General features: G+C 72.8%; 18 protein-coding genes and 1 riboswitch. Of the genes, 9 read left to right on the top strand and 9 right to left on the bottom strand.

The window, feature by feature from the left end:
* Position 1: 1 nt before the first annotated feature.
* Genes KLK06_RS36750 through KLK06_RS36730 form a run of 5 tightly spaced genes read left to right on the top strand, consistent with a single transcriptional unit; the run spans position 2 to position 5,456 of the window.
* Positions 2 to 751, top strand: a complete 750-nt coding sequence (locus KLK06_RS36750) for a CbtA family protein (RefSeq protein ID WP_214640245.1) — start codon at positions 2 to 4, stop codon at positions 749 to 751.
* Between the two features lie 5 nt (positions 752 to 756).
* A complete protein-coding gene (locus KLK06_RS36745; protein ID WP_214640244.1) occupies positions 757 to 1,311 on the top strand; it encodes a histidine phosphatase family protein in 555 nt (184 codons plus the stop codon).
* Positions 1,308 to 3,476 (top strand): magnesium chelatase subunit D family protein, encoded by a 2,169-nt coding sequence (locus tag KLK06_RS36740; protein ID WP_250906604.1) that lies wholly within the window; start codon positions 1,308 to 1,310, stop codon positions 3,474 to 3,476. The genes KLK06_RS36745 and KLK06_RS36740 overlap by 4 nt, the downstream gene beginning before the upstream one ends.
* A 1-nt stretch (position 3,477) precedes the next feature.
* Positions 3,478 to 4,080, top strand: coding sequence for a cob(I)yrinic acid a,c-diamide adenosyltransferase (gene cobO, locus KLK06_RS36735; protein WP_214640243.1), 603 nt, complete (start codon positions 3,478 to 3,480; stop codon positions 4,078 to 4,080).
* Positions 4,081 to 4,088: 8 nt separating this feature from the next.
* Positions 4,089 to 5,456 carry a cobyrinate a,c-diamide synthase gene (locus KLK06_RS36730; RefSeq protein WP_214640413.1) on the top strand — a complete coding sequence of 456 codons (1,368 nt, stop codon included), beginning with the start codon at positions 4,089 to 4,091 and terminating at the stop codon, positions 5,454 to 5,456.
* Here the strand turns inward: KLK06_RS36730 and cobN are convergent.
* On the bottom strand, positions 5,411 to 9,151 hold the full coding sequence (gene cobN, locus KLK06_RS36725) for a cobaltochelatase subunit CobN (protein WP_214640242.1): 3,741 nt from the start codon (positions 9,149 to 9,151) through the stop codon (positions 5,411 to 5,413). The genes KLK06_RS36730 and cobN overlap by 46 nt on opposite strands.
* A gap of 30 nt (positions 9,152 to 9,181) precedes the next feature.
* Positions 9,182 to 9,389: riboswitch (cobalamin riboswitch) on the bottom strand.
* Positions 9,390 to 9,402: 13 nt separating this feature from the next.
* Between cobN and cobG the strand changes: the two genes are divergently transcribed.
* From cobG to cobJ, 3 genes are read left to right on the top strand one after another with little or no spacing between them, the layout of a single operon-like run.
* Complete coding sequence (cobG, locus tag KLK06_RS36720) at positions 9,403 to 10,608, top strand: precorrin-3B synthase (RefSeq protein WP_214640241.1); 1,206 nt, start codon at positions 9,403 to 9,405, stop codon at positions 10,606 to 10,608.
* Positions 10,605 to 11,225, top strand: coding sequence for a precorrin-8X methylmutase (locus KLK06_RS36715; protein ID WP_214640240.1), 621 nt, complete (start codon positions 10,605 to 10,607; stop codon positions 11,223 to 11,225). The genes cobG and KLK06_RS36715 overlap by 4 nt, the downstream gene beginning before the upstream one ends.
* 5 nt (positions 11,226 to 11,230) lie before the next feature.
* Positions 11,231 to 12,709 carry a precorrin-3B C(17)-methyltransferase gene (cobJ, locus tag KLK06_RS36710; RefSeq protein WP_214640239.1) on the top strand — a complete coding sequence of 493 codons (1,479 nt, stop codon included), beginning with the start codon at positions 11,231 to 11,233 and terminating at the stop codon, positions 12,707 to 12,709.
* On the opposite strand, the gene KLK06_RS36705 is transcribed toward cobJ, so the two are convergent.
* From KLK06_RS36705 to KLK06_RS36690, 4 genes are read right to left on the bottom strand one after another with little or no spacing between them, the layout of a single operon-like run.
* On the bottom strand, positions 12,700 to 13,479 hold the full coding sequence (locus tag KLK06_RS36705; RefSeq protein ID WP_214640238.1) for a cobalt-precorrin-6A reductase: 780 nt from the start codon (positions 13,477 to 13,479) through the stop codon (positions 12,700 to 12,702). The genes cobJ and KLK06_RS36705 overlap by 10 nt on opposite strands.
* On the bottom strand, positions 13,476 to 14,219 hold the full coding sequence (cobM, locus tag KLK06_RS36700; RefSeq protein ID WP_214640237.1) for a precorrin-4 C(11)-methyltransferase: 744 nt from the start codon (positions 14,217 to 14,219) through the stop codon (positions 13,476 to 13,478). Before cobM ends, KLK06_RS36705 begins: the two co-directional genes overlap by 4 nt.
* A 28-nt stretch (positions 14,220 to 14,247) precedes the next feature.
* Positions 14,248 to 15,456, bottom strand: coding sequence for a precorrin-6y C5,15-methyltransferase (decarboxylating) subunit CbiE (gene cbiE / locus KLK06_RS36695; RefSeq protein WP_214640236.1), 1,209 nt, complete (start codon positions 15,454 to 15,456; stop codon positions 14,248 to 14,250).
* On the bottom strand, positions 15,453 to 15,848 hold the full coding sequence (locus KLK06_RS36690) for a TIGR03618 family F420-dependent PPOX class oxidoreductase (RefSeq protein ID WP_308168610.1): 396 nt from the start codon (positions 15,846 to 15,848) through the stop codon (positions 15,453 to 15,455). The genes cbiE and KLK06_RS36690 overlap by 4 nt, the downstream gene beginning before the upstream one ends.
* Before the next feature lie 62 nt (positions 15,849 to 15,910).
* Here KLK06_RS36690 and cobF point away from each other — a divergent pair, with 62 nt between their 5' ends.
* Positions 15,911 to 16,654, top strand: a complete 744-nt coding sequence (cobF, locus tag KLK06_RS36685; RefSeq protein WP_214640234.1) for a precorrin-6A synthase (deacetylating) — start codon at positions 15,911 to 15,913, stop codon at positions 16,652 to 16,654.
* 10 nt (positions 16,655 to 16,664) lie between these two features.
* Here cobF and KLK06_RS36680 read toward each other — a convergent pair whose 3' ends face one another.
* From KLK06_RS36680 to KLK06_RS36665, 4 genes are read right to left on the bottom strand one after another with little or no spacing between them, the layout of a single operon-like run.
* Positions 16,665 to 18,581 carry a hypothetical protein gene (locus tag KLK06_RS36680; RefSeq protein ID WP_214640233.1) on the bottom strand — a complete coding sequence of 639 codons (1,917 nt, stop codon included), beginning with the start codon at positions 18,579 to 18,581 and terminating at the stop codon, positions 16,665 to 16,667.
* A gap of 14 nt (positions 18,582 to 18,595) precedes the next feature.
* The gene (locus KLK06_RS36675; protein WP_214640232.1) at positions 18,596 to 19,486 is read right to left on the bottom strand and encodes a carbohydrate ABC transporter permease; all 891 of its coding nucleotides are present in this window, start codon (positions 19,484 to 19,486) and stop codon (positions 18,596 to 18,598) included.
* Positions 19,476 to 20,375 carry a carbohydrate ABC transporter permease gene (locus KLK06_RS60420; RefSeq protein ID WP_214640231.1) on the bottom strand — a complete coding sequence of 300 codons (900 nt, stop codon included), beginning with the start codon at positions 20,373 to 20,375 and terminating at the stop codon, positions 19,476 to 19,478. Before KLK06_RS60420 ends, KLK06_RS36675 begins: the two co-directional genes overlap by 11 nt.
* Positions 20,372 to 21,733 carry an ABC transporter substrate-binding protein gene (locus KLK06_RS36665; protein WP_214640230.1) on the bottom strand — a complete coding sequence of 454 codons (1,362 nt, stop codon included), beginning with the start codon at positions 21,731 to 21,733 and terminating at the stop codon, positions 20,372 to 20,374. Before KLK06_RS36665 ends, KLK06_RS60420 begins: the two co-directional genes overlap by 4 nt.
* Positions 21,734 to 21,893: the final 160 nt, after the last annotated feature.

Genomic DNA, 21,893 nt, shown 5'->3' with positions numbered 1-21,893 from the left:
GGTGGTACGCACCCTGCTGGTCAGAGGGCTGCTTCTGGGCCTGCTGGCCGGACTGATCGCCGGTGGTTTCGCGTTCGCCTTCGGTGAGCCGAGTGTGGACAGCGCGATCGCCCTGGAGGAAGCCGCCCAGCCGCCTGCCGCCGAGGCAGCCGGTCACGATCATGGAGAGGAGGCGGTGGTCAGCAGACCCGGTCAGAAAGCCGGGCTGTTCCTGGCCACCGGGCTGTACGGGGTGGCCGTGGGCGGAGTGTTCGCCCTGGTGTTCGCGGGGTTGAGGGGGCGGGTCGGCCCTCGCTCCGAGGGCGGGCTGGCGCTGGCCGCCGCCGCCACCGCCTTCGTGGCCATCATTCTCCTTCCGTTCCTGAAATATCCCGCCAATCCACCAGCGGTCGGCGATCCGGACACGATCAACAGCCGCACCCTGCTCTACGTGATCATGATCGGGGTCGGGCTGGCCTCGACCGCGATCGCGGTGGCGACCGCGCGGCGGATGCAGGGCGGGCCGTGGGCACGCTGGATCGTCACGGTGGTGACGTTCCTGGTGCCGGTGATCGCCGCCTGGGCGCTGCTGCCCGGAGTCGACGAGGTGCCCGCGAACTTCCCCGCGACCCTGCTGTGGGAGTTCAGGCTCGCGTCGCTGGGTACGCAACTGGTCTTCTGGACCGCGTTCGGCGTGCTCTTCGGCTGGGCCTGCGATCGAGCGGCCCGCCGCCCGGCCGCGGTTCCCGTCGCGGTGCCCGCGCCGAGCTGAGAGAGGTGCTGTTCGTACGGCAGGCCGGCACGCCGGGAACACGGTCGGCCTGCTTCCCCATGGACGAGAACGCCGACCCGTCGAGCCTGGCCAGAGCCGCGGCCCTGGCCAGGGCGAGGTCCTGGACGGGTCCCGCGCTGGTGGCCCCGGCCAGGGCCGCCGGCCAGACCGCCGCCGCCATGGGACTGCGGCCGTCGGTGGTCCAGGCTCTCGCGGAGGCCGATCACGGCGGCTGGAGCGGCCTGCCGTACGCGAAGGTCGCGGAGACCGAGCCGGACGCCCTGGCGAGCTGGCTCGCCGACCCGCACGCCGCGCCCCACGGCGGGGAGAGCCTGGCCGCGCTGGCGGCACGCGTCGCGGCCTGGCTCGACGCGGAACGCCGCTCCCCCACCATCGTGATCTGCGACGTGGGGGTGATCAGGGCCGTCCTCGGCCACGCGCTCGGGCTGAACCCGCTGGCCGCCACCCGCTTCGATCTGGCGCCGCTGTCCACCACCGAACTGTCCAGCACGCGCGGCGGCTGGCGCGTCGCGCATGTCAACCGGAAGGCCACCCTTTGATCGTCACCTACCCGTTCAGTGCCGTCGTCGGGCTCGCGGACCTGAAGCTGGCGCTGGTGCTCAACGCCGTCTCACCGCGCGTGGGCGGCGTGCTCGTACGCGGCGAGAAGGGCACCGCCAAGTCCACCATCGTCCGCGCGCTGGCCGCCCAGCTCCCGCCCGTGGACGTCGTGGCGGGCTGCCGCTTCGCCTGCGATCCCGCCGCGCCGGGCGACGAGTGCCCCGACGGGCCGCACGAACCTGGCGAGCAGTGGCTACGCCGCCCCGCCGCGCTGGTGGAGCTGCCCGTCGGCGCCTCCGAGGACCGGCTGGCCGGCTCGCTCGACGTGGAGCGGGCGCTGACCGAGGGCGTGAAGGCGTTCGAGCCCGGCCTGCTGGCCGCCGCGCACCGCGGCGTCCTGTACGTGGACGAGGTGAACCTGCTCCACGACCACCTGGTGGACCTGCTGCTGGACGCGGCCGCCCTCGGGATCTGCTACGTCGAGCGCGAGTCGGTGTCGGTACGACACGCGGCCCGGTTCCTCCTGGTCGGCACCATGAACCCGGAGGAGGGCGAGCTACGGCCGCAGCTCCTCGACCGGTTCGGCCTGACGGTGGAGGTGAAGGCGTCCCGCGACCCCGGCGAACGGGCCGAGGTGGTACGGCGGCGCCTGGCCTTCGACGCCGATCCCGGCGCCTTCGCCGCCCGGTGGACGGCGGAGGAGTCGGCCCTGGCCGGCCGGATCGCGCAGGCCAGGGCCAGGGTGCCCGCGGTGCGGCTGCCCGACGCCCGGCTCACGCAGATCGCCACGGTGTGCGCCGCGTTCGAGGTGGACGGGCTCCGCGCCGACCTGGTCACGGCCAACGCCGCCATCGCGCATGCCGCATGGCAGGGGAGGGACGTCGTGACGACCGAGGACGTGCGGGCCGCCGCCCGCCTGTCGCTGCCGCACCGGCGGCGGCGTGACCCGTTCGACGCGCCCGGGCTGGACGAGTCGCTGCTGGAGGACCTGCTGGCCCGGACGGGAGAGGACGAACACCCCGACGACCCCGACGGTCCCGGAGGCGCCGACCGCCGTGGCGATCCCGGCGATCCCGGAGGTGCCGGTGGTGCCGACGGCCTTGGCGATCCCGGAGGTCCCGACCATCCCGATGGTGCCGGCGATTCCGCGGCCTCCGGCCCTCACCGGCCGGACGGCGGTTCGGGAGACGCCGTGCCCGGCGGCCCGGCGGGGAACCCCGGGAGTCCGGAGAGCCTGGCGGGTTCACGCCCCCAAGAGGCGGCGGGCTCGCGCAGGGACGATCCGGCGGATTCGGAACGGCAGGGAGGCCCCGGCCAGGACGGGCCCGAGGCTCCGGCATCCTCAGCGGCGACGCCGGGAGGCGGCCAGGTGGCGGTGGTCGCGGAGCCGTACCGGGTGCCGCTGTTGAAAGTGCCGGGGCTGGGCGAGGGCGCGGCGGGACGGCGGTCGCGGGCGCGGACGTCGCAGGGCCGCGCCACCGGCTCGCGCCCGCCCGCCGGGCGGGTCCGCGACCTCCACCTGGCGGCGACCGTGCTGGCCGCGGCTCCGTACCAGAAGGAACGCGGGCGCACAGGACCCGGCCTGCTGCTCCGCGAGGGCGACCTGCGCGAGGTCGTGCGCGAGGGCAGGGAGGGCAACCTCGTGCTGTTCGTGGTGGACGCGAGCGGCTCGATGGCCGCCCGCAAGCGGATGACCGCGGTCAAGACCGCCGTGCTGAGCCTGCTGCTCGACGCCTACCAGCGGCGGGACAAGATCGGCCTGGTCACGTTCAGGGGCGCCACCGCCGAGCTGGCACTGCCGCCGACCTCGTCGGTCGAGGCGGGCGCCGCCAGGCTCCGCGCGCTGCCCACCGGGGGCCGCACTCCGCTGGCGGCCGGGCTGGCGCGCGCGGCGGAAGTGCTGCGTGTCGAGCGGTTGCGCGACCCCGCGCGGCGTCCGCTGCTGGTGGTGGTGACCGACGGCCGCGCTACCTCGGGCGGAGACGTGGACCGGGCCGCGGCCCTGCTCGGCGGTACGGCGAGCGTGGTCGTCGACTGCGAGAGCGGCCCGGTCCGGCTCGGTCTGGCCGTCAAGCTGGCGCTCCGGCTGCGGGCGCCGGTCATCTCGCTCGACTCGCTGTCCGACCTCGGCTCGGTCGTACGTGACTACAGGAAGGCGGTCTGACATGCCGCAGGGCAGGCCCGAGGTCGTCCCCGACGACGGCCTCACCACGCGGCAACGCCGCACCAGGCCGTTGCTCATGGTCCACACCGGCCCCGGCAAGGGGAAGTCGACGGCGGCCTTCGGGATGGCGCTGCGGGCCTGGAACCAGGGCTGGCCGATCGGCGTGTTCCAGTTCGTGAAGTCGGCCAAGTGGCGCATCGGCGAGGAACGGGCTCTCACCGTACTCGGCGCCACCGGTGAGGGCGGCCCGGTGACCTGGCACAAGATGGGCGAGGGCTGGTCGTGGATCCAGCGGCCCGGCACGGAGGAGGACCACGCCGCCGACGCACGCGAGGGCTGGGCGCAGATCAAGCGCGATCTGGCCGCCGAGACCTACCGCTTCTACGTGCTGGACGAGTTCACCTACCCGCTGAAGTGGGGCTGGCTCGACCTGGACGACGTACTCGAGGCGCTCACCACCAGACCGGGCAGCCAGCATGTGGTGATCACCGGCAGGGACGCGCCCGGACGGCTGCTGGAGGCGGCCGATCTGGTGACCGAGATGGGCAAGGTACGCCATCCCATGGACGCCGGGCAGAAGGGGCAGAAAGGCATCGAGTGGTAATCCCGCGCCTGGTCATCGCGGCGCCCTCGTCGGGCAGCGGCAAGACGACGGTGGCGACCGGTCTGATGGCGGCGTTGCGGGCCCGCGGGCTGGCGGTCTCACCGCACAAGGTGGGGCCCGACTACATCGACCCCGGCTACCACGCGCTCGCCACCGGCAGGCCGGGGCGCAACCTCGACCCGTGGCTGACCGGCGAGGAACGCGTGGTGCCGCTGTTCGCGCACGGGGCCGCGGGGTGTGACATCGCGGTGGTGGAAGGTGTGATGGGCCTGTTCGACGGCAAGGGAGAAACGGACTTCGCCTCGACCGCGCACGTCGCCCGCCTCCTGGACGCTCCGGTGGTGCTGGTCGTGGACGCGGCCAGGCAGAGCAGGTCCGTGGCCGCCGTCGTGCATGGTTTCGCCACGTTCGACCCGCGGGTGCGCGTGGGCGGGGTGGTGCTCAACCGCGTCGGGTCCGACAGGCACGAGGAGCTGTGCCGGGCCGCACTGGCCGAGGCGGGAGTGCGCGTGCTGGGCGCGATCCGCCGCGACGACGCCGTCTCCACGCCCTCCCGGCATCTCGGGCTGGTGCCCGCGGCGGAGCGAACGGCCGAGGCGGTGGCCACGGTGGACCGGCTCGGCGCGCTGGTGACCCGCTCGTGCGACCTCGAAGCCCTGGTACGACTGGCCCGCTCAGCGCCGCCGCTGACCGGCACCGCCTGGGACCCGGCCGTGGCGATCGGGGAGGTGACGGCCCGTGGGCCGGAGCGGGCCGTGGTGGCGGTGGCGGGCGGGGCGGCGTTCACGTTCGGCTACGCCGAGCATGTCGAGCTGCTGCGGGCGGCGGGGGCCGAGGTGGCCGTGTTCGACCCGCTCCGCGACGAGGCCCTGCCCGCCAGGACGGGCGCGGTGGTGATCGGCGGCGGGTTCCCCGAGATGTACGCCGCGGAGTTGTCCGCCAACGAGCCGCTGCGCGGGCAGGTGGCGGCCTTCGACGGCCCCATCGCGGCGGAGTGCGCCGGGCTGCTGTACCTGTGCCGGGAGCTGGACGGGCAGCGGATGTGCGGACGCGTGCCCGGCGTCGCCCGGATGAGCGACCGGCTCACGCTGGGCTACCGGGACGCGGTGGCCGTCCGCCGATCGCTGCTCACCGAGCCGGGCGAACGGTTCAGCGGACACGAATTCCACCGGACCGTGGTCGAGATCGACCGGACCGCGGTCGACCGGACCGCGGTCGAAGCGGTCGGCGAACCGGTCTTCCGCTGGGCGGGCGGCGCCGACGGGTTCGGCGACCCCCTGCTCACCGCGTCCTACCTGCACCTGCACTGGGCCGGCCGCCCGGCGTCGGCTCAGCGGCTGGTGTCGTCCTCCAGGTCGCCCTCGGTCTTGAGGTAGACCTCCCGCAGCCCGTCCATGATCTCCGGGTCGGGGTGCGCCCACATGCCCCGCTCGGCGGCCTCCAGCAGGCGTTCCGCGATGCCGTGCAGCGCCCATGGGTTCGACTTCGCCATGAACGCCTGGTTCTCCGGATCGAGCACATAGGTTTCCGTCAGCTTGTCGTACATCCAGTCGGCCAGCACACCCGTCGTGGCGTCGTAGCCGAACAGGTAGTCCACGGTCGCGGCCAGCTCGAACGCGCCCTTGTAACCGTGCCGCCGCATCGCGGCCAGCCACTGCGGGTTGACCACCCTGGCGCGGAAGATCCGCGAGGTCTCCTCGGACAGGGTCCGGGTGCGTACGGCGTCGGGGCGGGTGCTGTCGCCGACGTAGGCCGCCGGCGCCTTCCCGGTGAGCGCGCGGACCGTGGCGACCATGCCACCGTGGTACTGGAAGTAGTCGTCGGAGTCGGCTATGTCGTGCTCGCGGGTGTCGACGTTCTTGGCCGCCACGGCGATCCTGCGATAGGCGCTCTCCATGTCGGGCCGGGCGGCGACGCCGTCGAGGTCACGGCCGTAGGCGAAGCCGCCCCAGACCGCGTACACCTCGGCCAGGTCCGCGTCATCGCGCCAGTTGCCGCTGTCGATCAGCGGCAGCAGCCCGGCCCCGTAGGCGCCGGGCGCGGAGCCGAAGATCCGCATCGTGGCCCTGCGCTCGTCGCCGTGCGCCTCGGTGTCGGCGGCCACGTGGGCGCGGACATAGTTGTCCTCGGCGGGTTCGGCCAGCCCGGCGGCCAGCCGTACGGCGTCGTCGAGCATGCTCACCACGTGCGGGAAGGCGTCTCGGAAGAAGCCGCTGATGCGGATGGTCACGTCGATTCTGGGGCGGCCCAGTTCGGCGAGCGGGATCGGCTGCAGTGTGGTCACCCGGCGGGACGCCTCATCCCATTCGGGGCGGACGCCGAGCAGGGCCAGCACCTCGGCCACGTCGTCGCCGGCCGTACGCATGGCGCTGGTGCCCCAGACGGACAGGCCGACCGAGCGCGGCCACTCGCCGGTGTCGGCGCGGTAGCGCTCCAGCAGCGAATCGGCCATGGCCTGGCCCGTCTCCCAGGCGAGCCTGCTGGGCACCGCGCGCGGATCGACGGAGTAGAAGTTGCGCCCCGTCGGCAGAACGTTGATGAGCCCGCGCAGCGGGGAGCCGCTCGGCCCGGCCGGGACGTACCCGCCGTCCAGAGCGTGCAGGAGGTGGTCGAGCTCGTCGGTGGTGCGAGCCAGCCGGGGAACGACCTCGGTGGCGGCGAAGGTGAGGATGCGCGTCACGAGATCCAGGCGCCCCATCACGTGGTCGGCCTGCGCCGCCTCGGCCGTCGCGGGGATCGCGCGGCCGGTCTCCTCCGCCTCAGCCGTCGCGGGGATCGCGCGGCCGGTCTCCTCCGCTGTCGTGAGGATCACGCGACCGGCGTCCGCCGCCTCAGCCGTCGTGAGGATCGCGCGCGCGACCTCCGCCGCCGCTTCCGGTGCCCAGTCCCGTTCCTCCATCGCCTGCACCAGGGCGCGGGCGGTCGCCTCCGCGGCGTCCACGCTGGTCAGGCTCGCCGTGCCGTCCTCGGCCAGGCCGAGCGCCTCCCGCAACCCTGGCAGAGTCTCCCTGCCCGCCCACATCTGCCGGGCCCGCAGCATCGCGAGCACCAGGTCCACCCGGACCTGTCCCTCGGGCGCCTGGCCGAGCACGTGCAGGCCGTCACGGATCTGCGCGTCCTTCACCTCGCACAGCCAGCCGTCCACGTGCAGGATGAAGTCGTCGAACTCGGTGTCGTGCGGCCGATCGGCCAACCCCAGATCGTGGTCCAGCCGGGCGGCCTGGATGAGCGTCCAGATCTGCGCCCTGATCGCGGGCAGTTTGGCCGGGTCCATCGCCGCGATCGAGGCGTGTTCGTCGAGGAGCTGTTCCAGCCGGGCGATGTCGCCGTACGTCTCGGCGCGGGCCATCGGCGGCACCATGTGGTCCACCAGCACCGCGTGCGCCCGCCGCTTGGCCTGCGTACCCTCGCCCGGATCGTTCACCAGGAACGGGTAGACGAGCGGCAGATCGCCCAGCGCCGCGTCCGTGCCGCACGAGGCGGACATTCCGGCCGACTTGCCCGGCAGCCACTCCAGGTTGCCGTGCTTGCCCACGTGCACCATCGCGTGCGCGCCGAACTCCTTCGACAGCCAGCGGTAGGCGGCCAGGTAGTGGTGGCTCGGCGGCAGGTCGGGGTCGTGGTAGATGGCGATGGGGTTCTCGCCGAATCCGCGCGGCGGTTGCACCATCACCACCACGTTGCCCGCCCGCAGCGCGGCCAGCACGATGTCGCCCTCGTGCACGAACAGCTCGCCCGGCGGCGGGCCCCAATGGCGTTCCATGTCCGCGCGCAGGTCGCCGGGCAGTGTGCGGTACCACTGCCCGTAGGACTCCGCTGAGATACGCACGGGGTTGCCCGCGAGATGCTCCTCGGTCAGCCAGTCCTGGTCCTGGCCGCCCGCGGCGATCAGCGCGTGGATCAGCGCGTCGCCGTCCTGCTCGGCCACGCCGGGAAAGCCGTCCCCCAGGTCGTAGCCGGCCTCGGCGAGTCTGGCGAGCAGTCTCACCGTGCTGGCGGGGGTGTCCAGGCCGACCGCGTTGCCGACTCTGGAGTGCTTGGTCGGGTAGGCCGACAGCATCACGACCAGGTGGCGCTCGGCGGGCGGGGTGTGCCTGAGCAGGCCGTGCCGTACGGCGAGACCGGCGACCCGGGCGGCCCGCTCGGTGTCGGCGACGTAGACCGTCAGCCCGTCCTCGTCGATCTCCTTGAACGAGAACGGCACCGTGATGATCCGGCCGTCGAACTCGGGGATCGCCACCTGGGAGGCGGCGTCGAGCGGGGAGAGACCGTCGTCGTTCTCCTCCCACGCCTGCCTGCTGGTCGTCAGGCAGAGCCCCTGCAGGATCGGCACGTCCAGCTCGGCCAGCGCCCCCACGTCCCACGCCTCGTCGTCACCGCCGGCACCCGCGGTGGCCGGGCGGGAGCCGCCCGCGGCCAGTACGGTCACCACCAGCGCGTCGGCGGTACGCAGGACGTCGAGCAGACCGGCCTCCGCGGTGCGGAGGGAGGAGCAGAAGACAGGCAGCGCCCGGCCGCCCGCGTCCTCGACGGCCTGGCACAGGGTCTCGACGAACGCGGTGTTGCCCGCCACGTGATGCGCCCGGTAGTAGAGCACGCCGACCACCGGCCCGCTCTCCCCCCGTGCGCCGCGCTCCAGGCGGCCCCAGGTGGGCGTGGGCTCGGGCCGGGCGAACCCACGGCCGGTCAGCAGAACGGTGTCGGACAGGAAGGCGTGCAGTTCGGTGAGGTTGGCGGGCCCACCGTGCGCCAGGTACGCGTGCGCCTCCGCGCAGACGCCGCCACTGACCGTGGACAGCTCCATCAGCTCGGCGTCGGGAGCCTGCTCCCCGCCGAGCACCACCACCGGACGGGGACCCGCCAGCAGGTGGTCGAGTCCTTCCTCCCAGGCCCGGCGCCCACCCAGCAGCCGTACCACGACCAGGTCGATGCCCTCCAGCAGGGCGGGCAGATCCTCGGCCGCCAGCCTGGCGGGGTTGCCCAGGCGGTAGGCGGCACCGCCGGCACGAGCGCTCAGCAAGTCGGTGTCGGAAGTCGAGAGCAGCAGGACGGTATGGCTGTCGCCGAGCACGGCGCAATCCTCCCTCGGGGTCCTCGCCCCGGTCGCGGGTGTCACGACGGCAGGAGTCTCCTGGCTCCCGGATCAGCGCTCACCCCGGCCTTCCCATCCGTCGCCGGACAGTGGCCTTCGTGGGGTTCGCTCCCCGGTCACAGTGGCGGGACCGCGCCGGTTTCGCACCGGCTTCCTCCCATTGCTATCGCCTCCCGATCAGACCACGGCAGGGGCGACCACCGCAAGAAACTGGCGTTACCATCCTCTTCGTGTCCATAGCCGACTTTTCCGGACGTGTGCGCCCCGACGCCTGTCCGGGGGCGCTACAGGTGCACGAGGCCGCCGACGGCCCGCTGGCCCGGGTCCGCCTGCCCGGCGGCGCGGTGTCGGCCGCCCAGCTTCGCGAACTGGCCGCCTGCGCCACCGACCTGGGCTCCGGGGTGATCGAACTGACCTCCCGGGCGAACGTCCAGGTACGCGGCCTGCGCTCGGCCACCGCCTTCGCCGAGCGGATGGCCCTTGTCGGGTTGCTGCCGTCGCCCGCGCACGAGCGGGTACGCAACATCGTCGCCTCACCCTTGAGCGGCCGCGGACCGGCGGGCCTGCTCGACACCCAGCCGCTGGTGGAGGCCCTGGACCGGGCGCTGTGCGCGCGTCCCCGCCTGGCCGGGCTGCCCGGACGGTTCCTGTTCGCGCTGGACGACGGGAGCGGCGACGTGGTGGGGCTCGGCGCGGATGTCACGTTCGCGGCCTGCGCGGGAGGCACCGCCCGGCTGCTGCTGGCGGGCAGCGACGCGGGACTCTCCGTACGTGGGGAGACGGCGGTGTCCTACATGATCGCCGCTGCAGAGGCATTCCTCGACGAACGGGAGAGCGCCTCCGAGCGCGATGGCGAGGCCCAGCGTGACAGCACCGCGTGGCGGATCGGGGACCTGGAAGACGGGGCCGCCAGGGTCGCCGCCCGGCTGGGCGGCGTCGCGATCGACGGCCCGCCATCCGCTCAGGAGGTGCGGCGCGCGGGGCTCACCGAGCAGCGGGACGGCCGCGTGGCGCTGGAGGCGGTGGTCCCGCTCGGCCGGTTGACCGCCGCCCAGGCCCGCGCGATCGCCGCCGCCGCCGAGAGCGTCCCTGCAGAACCCAGCGTCGCCGTGCGGCTGACGCCGTGGCGGACCGTGGTGTTCCTCGATCTGTCCCCCGCCGACGCCGGCCGCGTGGCGCGGCTGCTCGACGCGGACGGGCTGGTGACCGATCCGGCGTCGCCCTGGGTGGGCGTGACCGCTTGCACCGGCCGCCCCGGCTGCGCCAAATCGCTGGCCGACGTGCAGGAGGACGCGCGGCGCTGGGTGGCGGGCCGCAGCGGCCCCACGGAGGTGCCCGTGCACTGGGCCGGTTGCGAGCGGCGCTGCGGGCTGCCCCGGGGGCAGGTCGTGCAGATGGTCGCCACAGCCGACGGATACCAGGAAAGGCAGCAGTGACCGACTACATCCGTGACGGCGCCGAGATCTACCGGCGGTCGTTCGCCACCATCCGTGCCGAGACGGACCTCACCGGGATCCCGCCCGAGGTGGCCCAGGTGGTGGTGCGGATGATCCACGCCTGCGGCATGACCGACCTGGTGAACGACGTGGACTGGTCACCGTCGGTCGTCACACGGGCCCGCGCGGCGCTGCGTCACGGCGCTCCCGTGCTCTGCGACGCCATGATGGTCGCCTCCGGCGTGACCAGGCGCAGGCTGCCCGCGGGCAACGAGGTGCTCTGCACCCTCGGCGCTCCGGGAGTGGCCGAGCTGGCCGAACGTCTCGGCACCACCCGCAGCGCCGCAGCGCTCGAACTCTGGCGCGACCAGCTCGACGGCGCCGTGGTGGCCATCGGCAACGCGCCGACGGCCCTGTTCCGGCTGCTCGAACTGGTCGCGGACGGGGCGGGCAGGCCCGCGGCGGTGCTCGGCATCCCCGTGGGTTTCATCGGCGCGGCCGAGTCCAAGCGGGCGCTGGCCGAGAGCGGCCTGGAATACCTGGTGGTGCACGGCCGTCGCGGCGGCAGTGCGATGACGGCGGCGGCGGTCAACGCCATCGCGAGCGAAGCGGAGTGATCACGATGACCGGACGGCTGTACGGGGTGGGCCTCGGTCCCGGCGACCCGGAACTGGTCACGGTGAAGACGGCCAGGCTGATCGGCGAGGCCGAGGTGATCGCCTACCACGCCGCCAGGCACGGCCGCAGCATCGCCCGCTCCATCGCGCTGCCGTACATGAAGGAAGGGCAGATCGAAGAGCTGCTGCTCTACCCGCTGACCACGGAGACCACCGACCATCCGGGCGGATACCAGGGCGCGCTCGACGACTTCTACGCCGACTGCGCCGTCAGGCTGGCCGCGCATCTGGACGCGGGCAGGACCGTGGTGGTGCTGGCCGAGGGCGACCCGCTGTTCTACGGCTCCTACATGCACCTGCACAAGCGGCTCGCGCACCGCTACCCGACCGAGGTGGTGCCCGGCGTCACCTCGGTCAGCGCGGCCTCCGCCGTGCTGGGCCGCCCGCTGGTGGAACGCGACGAGGTGCTCACCCTCCTGCCCGGCACGCTGCCCGCCGAGGCGCTGGCCGAGCGGTTGCGCGCCACCGACTCGGCCGCGGTGCTCAAGCTGGGCAGAACGTTCGGGAAGGTACGCGACGCGCTGGCCGAGGCCGGGCGGCTGGACGACGCCTGGTACGTCGAGCGCGCCACCATGGGGGCCGAACGAGTGGCGCCGCTCAAGGACGTGGACCCCAGTGACGTGCCGTACTTCTCGCTGGCCTTGCTCACCAGCCCGGCCGAACGGACCTTCGTCCCCACACCCGCGCCGGCCGAGGTCTCAGGCGAGGTCACCGTGGTGGGGCTCGGCCCCGCCGGACGGCCGTGGTTGACGCCGGAGGCGCAGGAGGCACTGGCGGCGGCCACCGACCTGGTCGGGTACGGCCCGTACGTGGACCGGGTGGCGCCGAACCCGCGCCAGCGCCGCCACCGCACCGACAACCGGGTCGAGGCCGAGCGGGCCCGGCACGCGCTGGATCTGGCGCGCGAAGGGGCACGGGTGGCGGTGGTCTCCTCCGGCGATCCCGGCGTGTTCGCGATGGCCAGCGCCGTGCTGGAGGCGGCGGTGGACTTCCCGGACGTGCCCGTGCGTGTGGTGCCCGGGCTGACGGCCGCGCAGGCGGTGGCGAGCCGGGTGGGCGCGCCGCTGGGCCACGACTACTGCGTGCTGTCGCTGTCCGACCTGCTCAAGCCGTGGGAGGTGGTGGCCGACCGGCTGGCCGCCGCGGCCCGGGCCGATCTGGTGCTGGCGCTGTACAACCCGGCCTCGCGCAGCCGTACCTGGCAGCTCGCCGCCGCCCGCGACGTGCTGCTGGAGCACCGCGACGCGGCCACCCCCGTGGTGATCGGCCGCGACGTGGGCGGCGCGCACGAGAGCGTCATCGTCACCACGCTCGGCGAGCTGGATCCCGCGCGTGTGGACATGCGCTGCCTGCTGATCGTCGGCTCCTCGACCACCCGCGTGACGAAGAGCGGAACCGTCTACACCCCGCGCCGCTACCCGTGAACCCACTCAACGGCCGCCGCCACGGTGTCCACCAGCCGGACACCCTCGGGCAGCGGCGGCCGGTTCACCATGATCACGGGTAGCCCGAGCCGGCGGGCCGCGGTGAGCTTCGCGGTGGTCAGCTGACCTCCGCTGTCCTTGGTGACCAGCACGTCGAGGCGGTGCTCGCGGATGAGCGCGAGTTCGCCCTCGACCGTGTACGGCCCGCGGTCGAGCAGCACGTGCACGTTGGCGGGCACGGGAAGCTCGGGCGGATCGACCGACCTGGCCAGCAGCCACACCCCGGCGAGCCCGCTGAAGATCGGCAGGCTCCTGCGCCCGGTGGTGAGGAACACCCGCACGGCCCCGGTCAAAGCGCCCGTAGCGGACAGGCCGGTGGTCCGCGCGACGCTCTCGGTCAGGAGGGCGGCGGCGGCCCCCAGGGAGCCGACCCGCTGCCAGGCGTCGCCCGGCCCCTCCTGCCAGCCCGGCCGGCGCAGGACCAGCAGCGGCACACCCGTGCTGGCCGACGCGACGGCCGCCGAAGCGGTCATCCGCGCCGCGAACGGATGGGTGGCGTCCACCACCACGTCGACTCCCTCGGCGACCAGCCAGGCGGCCAACCCCTCAGGGCCGCCGAACCCGCCCTCGCGCACCTCGCCGACCGGCAGCCGCGGGTTGGTGACCCGCCCGGCCAGGGACGACACGACGCGCACGCCCGGGTCGGCGGCCAGCTCCGCGGCCAGCGCCCTGGCCTCGGCCGTGCCGCCAAGGATCAGGACCCTTCTCATGTCCTCGTCCGATCGGCGCTGTAGAGGTGGCTGTCGGGGAACTGCGACGCCGACAGCACCCGGCCCACGACGATGACCGCCGTACGCCGGATCCCGGCCGCCCTGACCTGATCGGCGATGTCGGCCAGCGTCCCGCGCAGGATCACCTCGTCGGCCCTGCTGGCCCGCGCCACCACCGCGACCGGGCAGCCCAGCCCGTATGAAGGCTGCAACTCCGCCACCACCGCGTCGATCCGCTGTACGGCCAGGTGCAGCACCAGCGTCGCACCACTCGCCCCGAGCGTCGCCAGGTCCTCGCCGTCGGGCATCGGCGTGGCGCGCCCCGAGACGCGCGTCAGGATGACCGTCTGGCCGACCCCGGGCACGGTCAGCTCCCTGCCCAGCGAGGCCGCGGCCGCCGCGAACGCCGGCACCCCCGGGACCACCTCGTACGGCACGCCGAGCGCGTCCAGCCGCCGCATCTGCTCGGCCACGGCGCTGAAGACGGACGGGTCGCCGGAGTGCAGCCGCGCCACGTCCAGCCCGGCCCGGTGCGCGGTCACCAGTTCGGTGACGATCTCGTCGAGCGTCAGGTTCGCGGTGTCGACCAGTCTGGCCGACGGCGGGCAGGACGCAAGGAGTTCGCGGGGCACCAGCGAACCGGCGTACAGGCACACCGGCGAGGACTCCAGCCGCCGCACCCCGCGTAGCGTGATCAGGTCGGCGGCTCCGGGGCCGGCCCCGATGAAGTACACGGTCATGGCAGATCCGCCCCGGTGAAGTGCGCAATCATGGCACGTCCTTCCTGGTGACCGACCAGATGGTCACCGGCATCGCGGGCCGCCACCCGGTGAAGGCGCCGATGGGCGAGGCCCGCTGTACGGCCAGGCGCACCAGGTCGCCGCCGAGCCGGCCGTACCACTCCCCGACCACGGCCTCGGACTGCAGGGTGACGGCGTTCACCACGAGCCGGCCGCCGGGGCGCAGCGCCGCCCAGCAGCGCTCCAGCAGTCCCGGTACGGTGGCGCCGCCACCGACGAACACCGCGTCCGGCGCGGGCAGCCCCTCCAGCGCCGCCGGAGCACTGCCTACGACGACCCGCAGCGCGGGCACCCCGAGGACGTCGGCGTTGCGCCGGATCGCGGCGGCCCGGTCGGCCCGGCTCTCGACCGCCACGGCCGCGCATGACGGGTGGCCGCGCAGCCACTCGATGGCGATGCTGCCCGCACCCGCCCCCACGTCCCACAGCAGCTCGCCGGGCAGGGGCGCGAGCCGCGACAGGCTGACCGCGCGGACCTCGCGCTTGGTGAGCTGCCCGTCGTGCTCGTACGCCGTGTCGGGCAACCCGGGGACCAGCGCGAGCGGTTCGGCGTCCGGCCCCGCCACGCACTCGACGGCGATCACGTGCAGGCTGGACCGAGCGGCGGCCGTCCAGCTCTCGGCCGTCCCCGCCTGCGCGCACTCCGCCGCCGAGCCCAGGTCCGACAGCACGGTCATCGGGCTCGGGCCGTACCCGCGCTCCATGAGCAGCCCGGCCACCCGCGACGGCGCGTCGAGACCGGAGCCCAGCACGATGACCCGCACCCCGGGCAGCACGGCGGCGTTCAGCGTCGCCGGGGAACGGCCCACCAGGCTGACCACCTCCACCTGCTCGACGGGCCAGCCGAGCCGGGCGCACGCCAGTGACAGCGACGACAGATGCGGCAGCACCCGCACGCGGGCCGTGCCCAGGAGGCGCACCAGCGTGGAGCCGACGCCGTAGAACATGGGGTCCCCGCTGGCCAGCACGCACACCTCCCGGCCCGCGTGGCTGTCCATCAGCGCGGGCAGCGCGGGGAGCAGCGGCGACGGCCACGCGACCCGTTCGGCCCCTGAGGGAGGGATGAGGTCGAGCTGTCTGGGGCCGCCCATCAGCACCTCGGCCGCCTCCAGCGCCCGCCGCGAGTCGGGGGCCAGTCCGGCCCAGCCGTCCGCGCCGACGCCCACGACGGTGATCACATGTTCCCCAGCACGCGCACCACCTGGATCTCCACGACGACGCGGGACGGGTTCGGCCGGGGCGGCTTGTAGCGGGCGGTGTAGCGGCGCTCGGCGTCGGCGACCTGCTCCGGCTCGGTGCGCAGCACGGCCCGGCCCTCCAGCGTCGACCAGCGGCGGCCGTCGACCTGGCAGAGCGACACCCGCGCGCCGTCCGGCCCGCAGGCCGCGATGAGCCGGGCCTTGTACGAGGTCGCCGAGGTGATCACCCGGGCGGTGCCGGTGGCGAGATCCAGCGTCGCGCCGACGGGCACCACGTGCGGCGAGCCGTCGGGACGGACGGTGGCGAGCGTGCACAGGTGCCGCTCCTGCCAGAACTCGGCGAACGGTTCGCCCTGCTCGACCAGGTTCACGAGGCTCCTTGGGTGATATGCGATGAACATCGTATAGCGGCTGGTCTGGCACACTCTTACGGGTGAAGCGGCTACTCATCATCGGCATCGGCGCAGGCGACCCCGACCACCTCACGCTTCAGGCGGCCAAGGCCATCGCCGCCGCCGATGTCTTCTTCATCGTGGACAAGGGCGAGGTCAAGCACGACCTCGTCCAGCTCCGGCAGGATCTGATCCAGGAGCACGGCCGCGCGCCGTACCGGATCGCCGAGGCCCGCGACCCCGAGCGCGACCGGACCACTCCCGCCTACGCCGCCGCCGTCGAAGACTGGCGCTCACGCCGCGCGCTGGCGTGCGAGAGGCTCATCCGCGACGAGCTGGCCGACGGCGAGACCGGGGCGTTCCTCGTGTGGGGGGATCCCGGCGTGTACGACAGCACGCTGGCCATCGTCGAGCAGATCCTGGAGCGCGGGCAGGTCGTCTTCGACTACGAGGTGATCCCCGGCATCAGCAGCGTCTCCGCGCTGACCGCACGCCACCGCACCAGCCTCACCCAGGTCGGCCGCCCCGTGCATCTCACCACCGGCCGCCGCCTGGCCCAGGAGGGCGCCGGCGCCGACGACGTGGTCGTCATGCTGGACGCCCACTGCTCCTTCGCCGGCCTCGACGACTTCACCATCTACTGGGGCGCCTACCTGGGCACGCCCGACGAGATCCTGGTGGCCGGACCGGTGGCCGAGGTCGGCGACCGCATCCGCGCCCTGCGCGCCGAGGCGCGGGAGCGCAAGGGCTGGATCATGGACACCTACCTGCTGCGGCGCACGTGAGCGAAGCGGCTCACTCCCACGGCTGCCGGTACGACGCCTGGTAGGCCCGCAGCCGCAGCCGCAGGGTCAGCGTGACGGTCGTGCCCGCCGGTAGTTCGACCGTGAGGTGCGGCCCGTTCACCGCGAGTTCGGTGCTCGTCGGGACCGGCTCGTGGTGGATGTACTCGGCGTCCCGGCCGGTCCAGCCGGGCTCGGCGCCGGTCGCGGTGGCAGTGACGATCTCGTGTTCGCCGAACGCGCCGGCCTGGACGATGAGCACGCGGTCGTCGGTGGCCGAGAGATTGACCAGCGTGACCACGGTCGCCTCCGGCTCGATGGCGCTGACCAGGGCGGCGACCTGGTCCGGCACGCCGGGGCGGCGGCGTAGAGCGTCGAAGTAGCGGACCCTCGCCTGCTGCAGGCCGCCGTTGTAGATGACCTGCGGGCCACCCCACATGAGCTGGGCCAGCGCCTCGGTCACCACCGGGTTGACGTTCTGCCACAGGTGGATCGCCTCCTCCGGCAGGTCCCGGTCGGCGTTGGCGAGCAGCAGGGCGATGCGACGGCGGGCCTGGGCGTGCGCGGCGGCGAGGATCCGCTGGGGGTAGTCCGGATTGTCGCCGCACAGGTAGGCGTACCAGGGCTCCTCGTGCCCGGCTTCCTCCTTGTCGCGGAACGGCCGGACGGTCGCCCAGTCGTAACCGGCCGCGGCGCGCAGCGCGTCCAGGCGGGCTCGGTCCTCGGCTGCGCCGGTGTGGTGCCAGAGCGCGAACGGGATCGAGGTCTGGATCGGGTTGTAGTCGAACCAGCCCTTGTCGCTGTGCCGATAAGGCACGAGAAGGGTGGGGGTGTCCACCTCGGGGCCGAGATGGGCGCGCCAGCGACCCTGGTTGGCCGAGTCGCTCTGGCTGAACGGCAGCTTGACGCCGAGGCCGATGACCGCGTCCAGCAGGGACCGGACCAGGTCCAGGTAGCCGTCGTCCCGGGTGGCCAGCGCGGCGCTGAGTGCGCCGACGGCGGTCGCCTGGCCGACGCTGTACATGCCGTGCGGCCAGGTCCAGCCGTAGTGCCCGCCGTACCAGCGCCCGTCCAACTGGCTGCCGACCACGCCGTCCAGGCCGACGTTGTCCGGGATGACGCCGCCGTTCTCCTGGGCCCGGCGCTGCCAGGCTCCGACGTACTCGCGCAGCCAGGCGGCGTACCGCTCGTCGCCGGTGACCAGGAAGGCGTTGCAGACCAGGCCGGCCACGCTCAGGTTGCCGGCCGCGTCGCCCCGGCCCAGGCGCTCCCGCATCTCCGCGCCCAGTCGCGGATCGTCGGCCAGTGCCGGGACCGGCGCGTCGGCCGGCAGCAGCCAGTCCAGCGGATAGCCGTACTGGGCGGCCTCCGCCTCGGTCCAGGGATAGGCGGGGGTGTCGGACACCCCTTCCCGGGCTCCCCCGCTGCCGTTGTGCGGGGCCTTGATGATGCGGTGCGCCGGGTCGTAGTTGGCCGGGCCGAGATAGAGGTCGGCGAACCGGGTCGCCCGGTCCGCCCAGGCCGCCGGGTCGGCGGCGGTGAGGAAGTAGGTGAAGAGCAGGCTCTCCCCCTGATGGAACCAGTCGTAGCCGATCTCGAACTCGTCGGCGAACATGCCGAGCTCGGTCATCTGGGCGACCACGCCGTGCCAGTGGTGGGCGCACGCCGGTAGCAGGTCGTCCGCGCCGCCCAGCAGGTAGAGCTGGGGCCAGTTGAAGAACGGCTCGAAGAAGTCGTCCGCGCCGTCACGGGTGGACAGCCGGCCGGTGTAGCGCAGCGAGCCGTCAGGCCGGGTGTACCGGTCGGCGAACAGCCGCCACCCGCTGTCCAGCAGGTCCAGCAGCGCGCGCTGGGACAGCGCCCACGCCGGCGGGTCGATGACGGGGACGCTCGCCGTGACAACCGGCGGGCGCCGGGCGGAGCTGGTCATATGATGCGTACTCCTCATCCCTTGGTCGCGCCGGCGGTCAGCCCGGCGACCAGGAAGCGCTGTGAGAACAGGAACACCAGCAACACCGGAGCGATGGAGACCAGGGTGGCCAGCACCAGTTCGGGCGGCTGCACCTCGGCGTTGGCCCCGACGACGGGATTGAAGGTGGGGGTCGCGGCCAGCATCTGCGTCAGCCCGACCTGCATGGGGTAGTTGCCACTGTTGGGCAGCATCACGTACGGCAGGAAGAAGTTGTTCCAGTTGTTGACGAAGCTGAAGAAGGCGACCAGCGCGACCACCGGCTTGGCCAGCGGGAGCGCCACCCGGAAGAAGGTCGCGGACTCGCTGCAACCGTCCAGCCGGGCCGCGTCCAGCAGCTCGCCGGGGACGCTGGTGGAGAAGTAGATGTAGGTCAGGTACACGCCGAACGGGAAGAACGACATCGGCAGCACGACCGAGGCCATCTTGTTGACCAGCCCGAGATAGCTGAGCTCCAGGAAGATCGGCAGCACCAGGGCGGTCGCCGGCATCAGCATCACGACCAGGGTGACGATGAGCAGCAGGCGCCGGCCTTTGAACCGCATGAGCGCCATCGCGTACCCGGCCGGGATGCCGACCAGCAGGGTCAGCGCCACCGAGAGCGCGGAGTAGACGACGGAGTTCGTCATCCAGGTCAGCACCGCCCCGTCCTGGAAGGACATGAGGTGCTGCCAGTTCGTGACGAGCGAGCCGATCGAGCCCGGTGACAGCGGGTTTCCGTGGATCAGGTCGGCCGGGCTCTTGGTCGAGGTGAGCAGCAGCCACACCATGGGCAGGACGAAGAACAGCGCGAAGGCCAGCAGCAGTACGGTGATGAGTCCTCGGCCCACCACACGGGCGACGCCGGCGGTCGGATCAGTCCGCATCGAAGAGTCCTCCCTTCGCGACGAACAGGCCGGCGCAGCACAGCGCCACGATGAGCAGGTCCATCGCGATCGCCGCCGAGCCGTTGAAGTCGTTCTGGTCGAAGGCGTACAGGTAGGCGAGCTGGTTGAGCGAGTAGTCGGTGCCGACCACGCCGAAACTGGCCTGCGAGACGAGCTGTGGCTCGACGAAGAGCTGGGTGCCCGCGGCGAGGGACAGGATCAGCATGTAGACGATCCACTTGCGCAGCATCGGCAGTTGCACCCGCCACGCCGTCTTCACCGGCCCGGCGCCGTCCACCTTCGCCGCCTCGATCACCGTGTGCGGGATGCTGTTCAACGCGCCGTACATGACCACGATCCAGCCGCCCGCGCCGGTCCAGAAGGCGATGACGGTGAAGATCCACGGCAGATGTCCGGGCGCGATCACCTGCACCAGCGTGCCGCCCCACAGCGAGCGGACCAGCCCGTCGACCGGGCTCACGGACGGGTCCAGCATGAACAGCCACAGCAGCACGCTCGACGCGCCGGCCAGCGCGCCCGGCACGTAGTAGACGAACCGCAGCGCGGCCCGGGACCAGCGCGAGGTGAGCCGGTGCACCACGAGCGCGAGCACCAGGACGAGCACGGTCAGGGTGACCAGCCATAACACCAGGTAGGTGGCCACATGCCCGACCGCGGACAGGAACCGGTAGTCCTGGGCGGTACGGATGAAGTTGGCGATGCCGGCGAAGCGCCCGTCGCCGTCGGTGAAGGCGAGGTAGAGCGCGTACACCGTGGGCGCGACCCCGAACGTGATCAGGAGCACCACGTACCCGGAGACGAAGACGTGCCCGGCGGCCGGCCGCCAGGGGCCGGAACGGCCTCTGGCGTGGGCGGCGCTGACGCTCACTTGGTGACCTGGTATCCGGACACTTGAGCCTGCTGCTCAATCGCCGTCTGCCAGGCCGGGAGCAGGGACTCGATCGTCTTGCCCGCGGTCTGGCCGGGGATGACGGTCTTGGCCCACACCGCTTCCGGACTGAACTCGGGCGAGCCCCAGCCGGACCAGACCTGCCCGGCCGCGGCGGTGATCGGCGCGGCGATGTCGCCGGCGTAGTAGCCGCTGTCCTGCTGCTTCTTGATCCACTTGGTCGCCGCGGCCGAGAAGGCGGGGTAGCCCGGCGAGAGAGCGACCTGGTACTCGTCCGCGGTGGCGACCCAGCTGATGAAGTCCTTGGCCGCCTGCAGCTGGGCGCTGTGCCGCGACAGCCACCAGGTGCCGCCGCCGACGTTGCCGGTCACCGGCGGGTTCTGGTCGGCCCAGTGCAGCGCGTCGCCGACCGCGAGCTCGCCCTTCGGGGTCTTGAGCGTCCCCTGGAACACCGCCCCGCCGTACCACGCCGGGCCGGGCAGCATGAGCACCTTGTCGCCCTGGTTCTTGGCGAAGTCGGGGCCGAACAGCGGCAGCATGGACATCGTCTTGTTCGCGACGAGCTTGTCCAGCATCCGCGCGGTCCGTACGCACTTGGCGTCGGTCGCCTTGACGGTGATCGCCTTGGCGCCGGTGACCTGGTTCGCCGGGCACTCGCCGCCCCACATGTAGATCTCCGGCGCCCACGCGTCACCGGCCGTGCCGACGATGTAGCCCGGGTGCTCGGCGGCCACCTTCTCGCCCAGCGCCTGGTAGTCCTCCCAGGTGGCGGGCAGTGTGTAGCCGAACTTGTCGAGCAGCTTCTTGTTGTACCAGAGCACCACCTGGGCCAGGTCGTTGCGCAGGCAGTAGACGGTGCCGTCGACGGCGCACACGTCGAGCGCGCCCTTGGCGAAGCCGCCGAGCGTGGCGTCGTCGAGCAGGCCCTTGTTGAGCGGGGCGACGAAGGCATCGTCCCCCTGCGAGGCCCAGGAGGCGGTGTTGTTGTCGGTGGTGAACACGACATCGGGCCAGCCCTCGCCGGCCCGGTTGAACAGTTGCACCTTGGTCTTGAGGGTGTTGGAGCCGTTCGCGTTGCCGTCGTAGGTGACGATGTCCAGCGCTACGCCGGCGTGCGCGGCCTGGTAGGCCTTGGCGGCGTCGAGCCGGGTGGAGTCCACCCAGACCACGAGCTTGCCGTCCTTCTTCTGCTCGGCGGCGGTGAACCCGTACGGGGAGCCGGCGCCGGTCGGCTTCGAGGAACCCGTGGGGTTCGGGGGACCGCAGGCCGCGACGGTGAGAAGAACCGCGGCTGCGGTAGCCACCGACAGGTAGGTGGCATGGCTGCGTCGTCTCATGGGGCCTCCGTTAACGCCACGTTTCGAGATATGACATCATACCTATGACGTCTTCACAATGGTCTATACTCAGAAGCCGTCGCAATCAGCGGAGGGCATGTTGACTCAGCACGCGGAAGGTCCATGGACGGACGACCCGGTGCGGCCACACCCGCCAGCG

It is taken from the genome of Nonomuraea sp. NEAU-A123 (assembly GCF_018603905.1).
In the GTDB taxonomy this organism is placed as follows: Bacteria; Actinomycetota; Actinomycetes; order Streptosporangiales; family Streptosporangiaceae; genus Nonomuraea.
The sequence above is the reverse complement of the archived record's forward strand: the minus strand, read 5'-3'. Positions and strand labels throughout refer to the sequence as shown.

Bases quoted from the DNA above. Each gene is read 5' to 3' on its own strand.
- cobO (WP_214640243.1), top strand. From the start codon at position 3,478: ATGCCGCAGGGCAGGCCCGAGGTCGTCCCCGACGACGGCCTCACCACG.
- cobJ (WP_214640239.1), top strand. From the start codon at position 11,231: ATGACCGGACGGCTGTACGGGGTGGGCCTCGGTCCCGGCGACCCGGAA.
- KLK06_RS36705 (WP_214640238.1), bottom strand. From the start codon at position 13,479: ATGAGAAGGGTCCTGATCCTTGGCGGCACGGCCGAGGCCAGGGCGCTG.
- cobM (WP_214640237.1), bottom strand. From the start codon at position 14,219: ATGACCGTGTACTTCATCGGGGCCGGCCCCGGAGCCGCCGACCTGATC.
- KLK06_RS36680 (WP_214640233.1), bottom strand. From the start codon at position 18,581: ATGACCAGCTCCGCCCGGCGCCCGCCGGTTGTCACGGCGAGCGTCCCC.
- KLK06_RS36675 (WP_214640232.1), bottom strand. From the start codon at position 19,486: ATGCGGACTGATCCGACCGCCGGCGTCGCCCGTGTGGTGGGCCGAGGA.
- KLK06_RS36665 (WP_214640230.1), bottom strand. From the start codon at position 21,733: ATGAGACGACGCAGCCATGCCACCTACCTGTCGGTGGCTACCGCAGCC.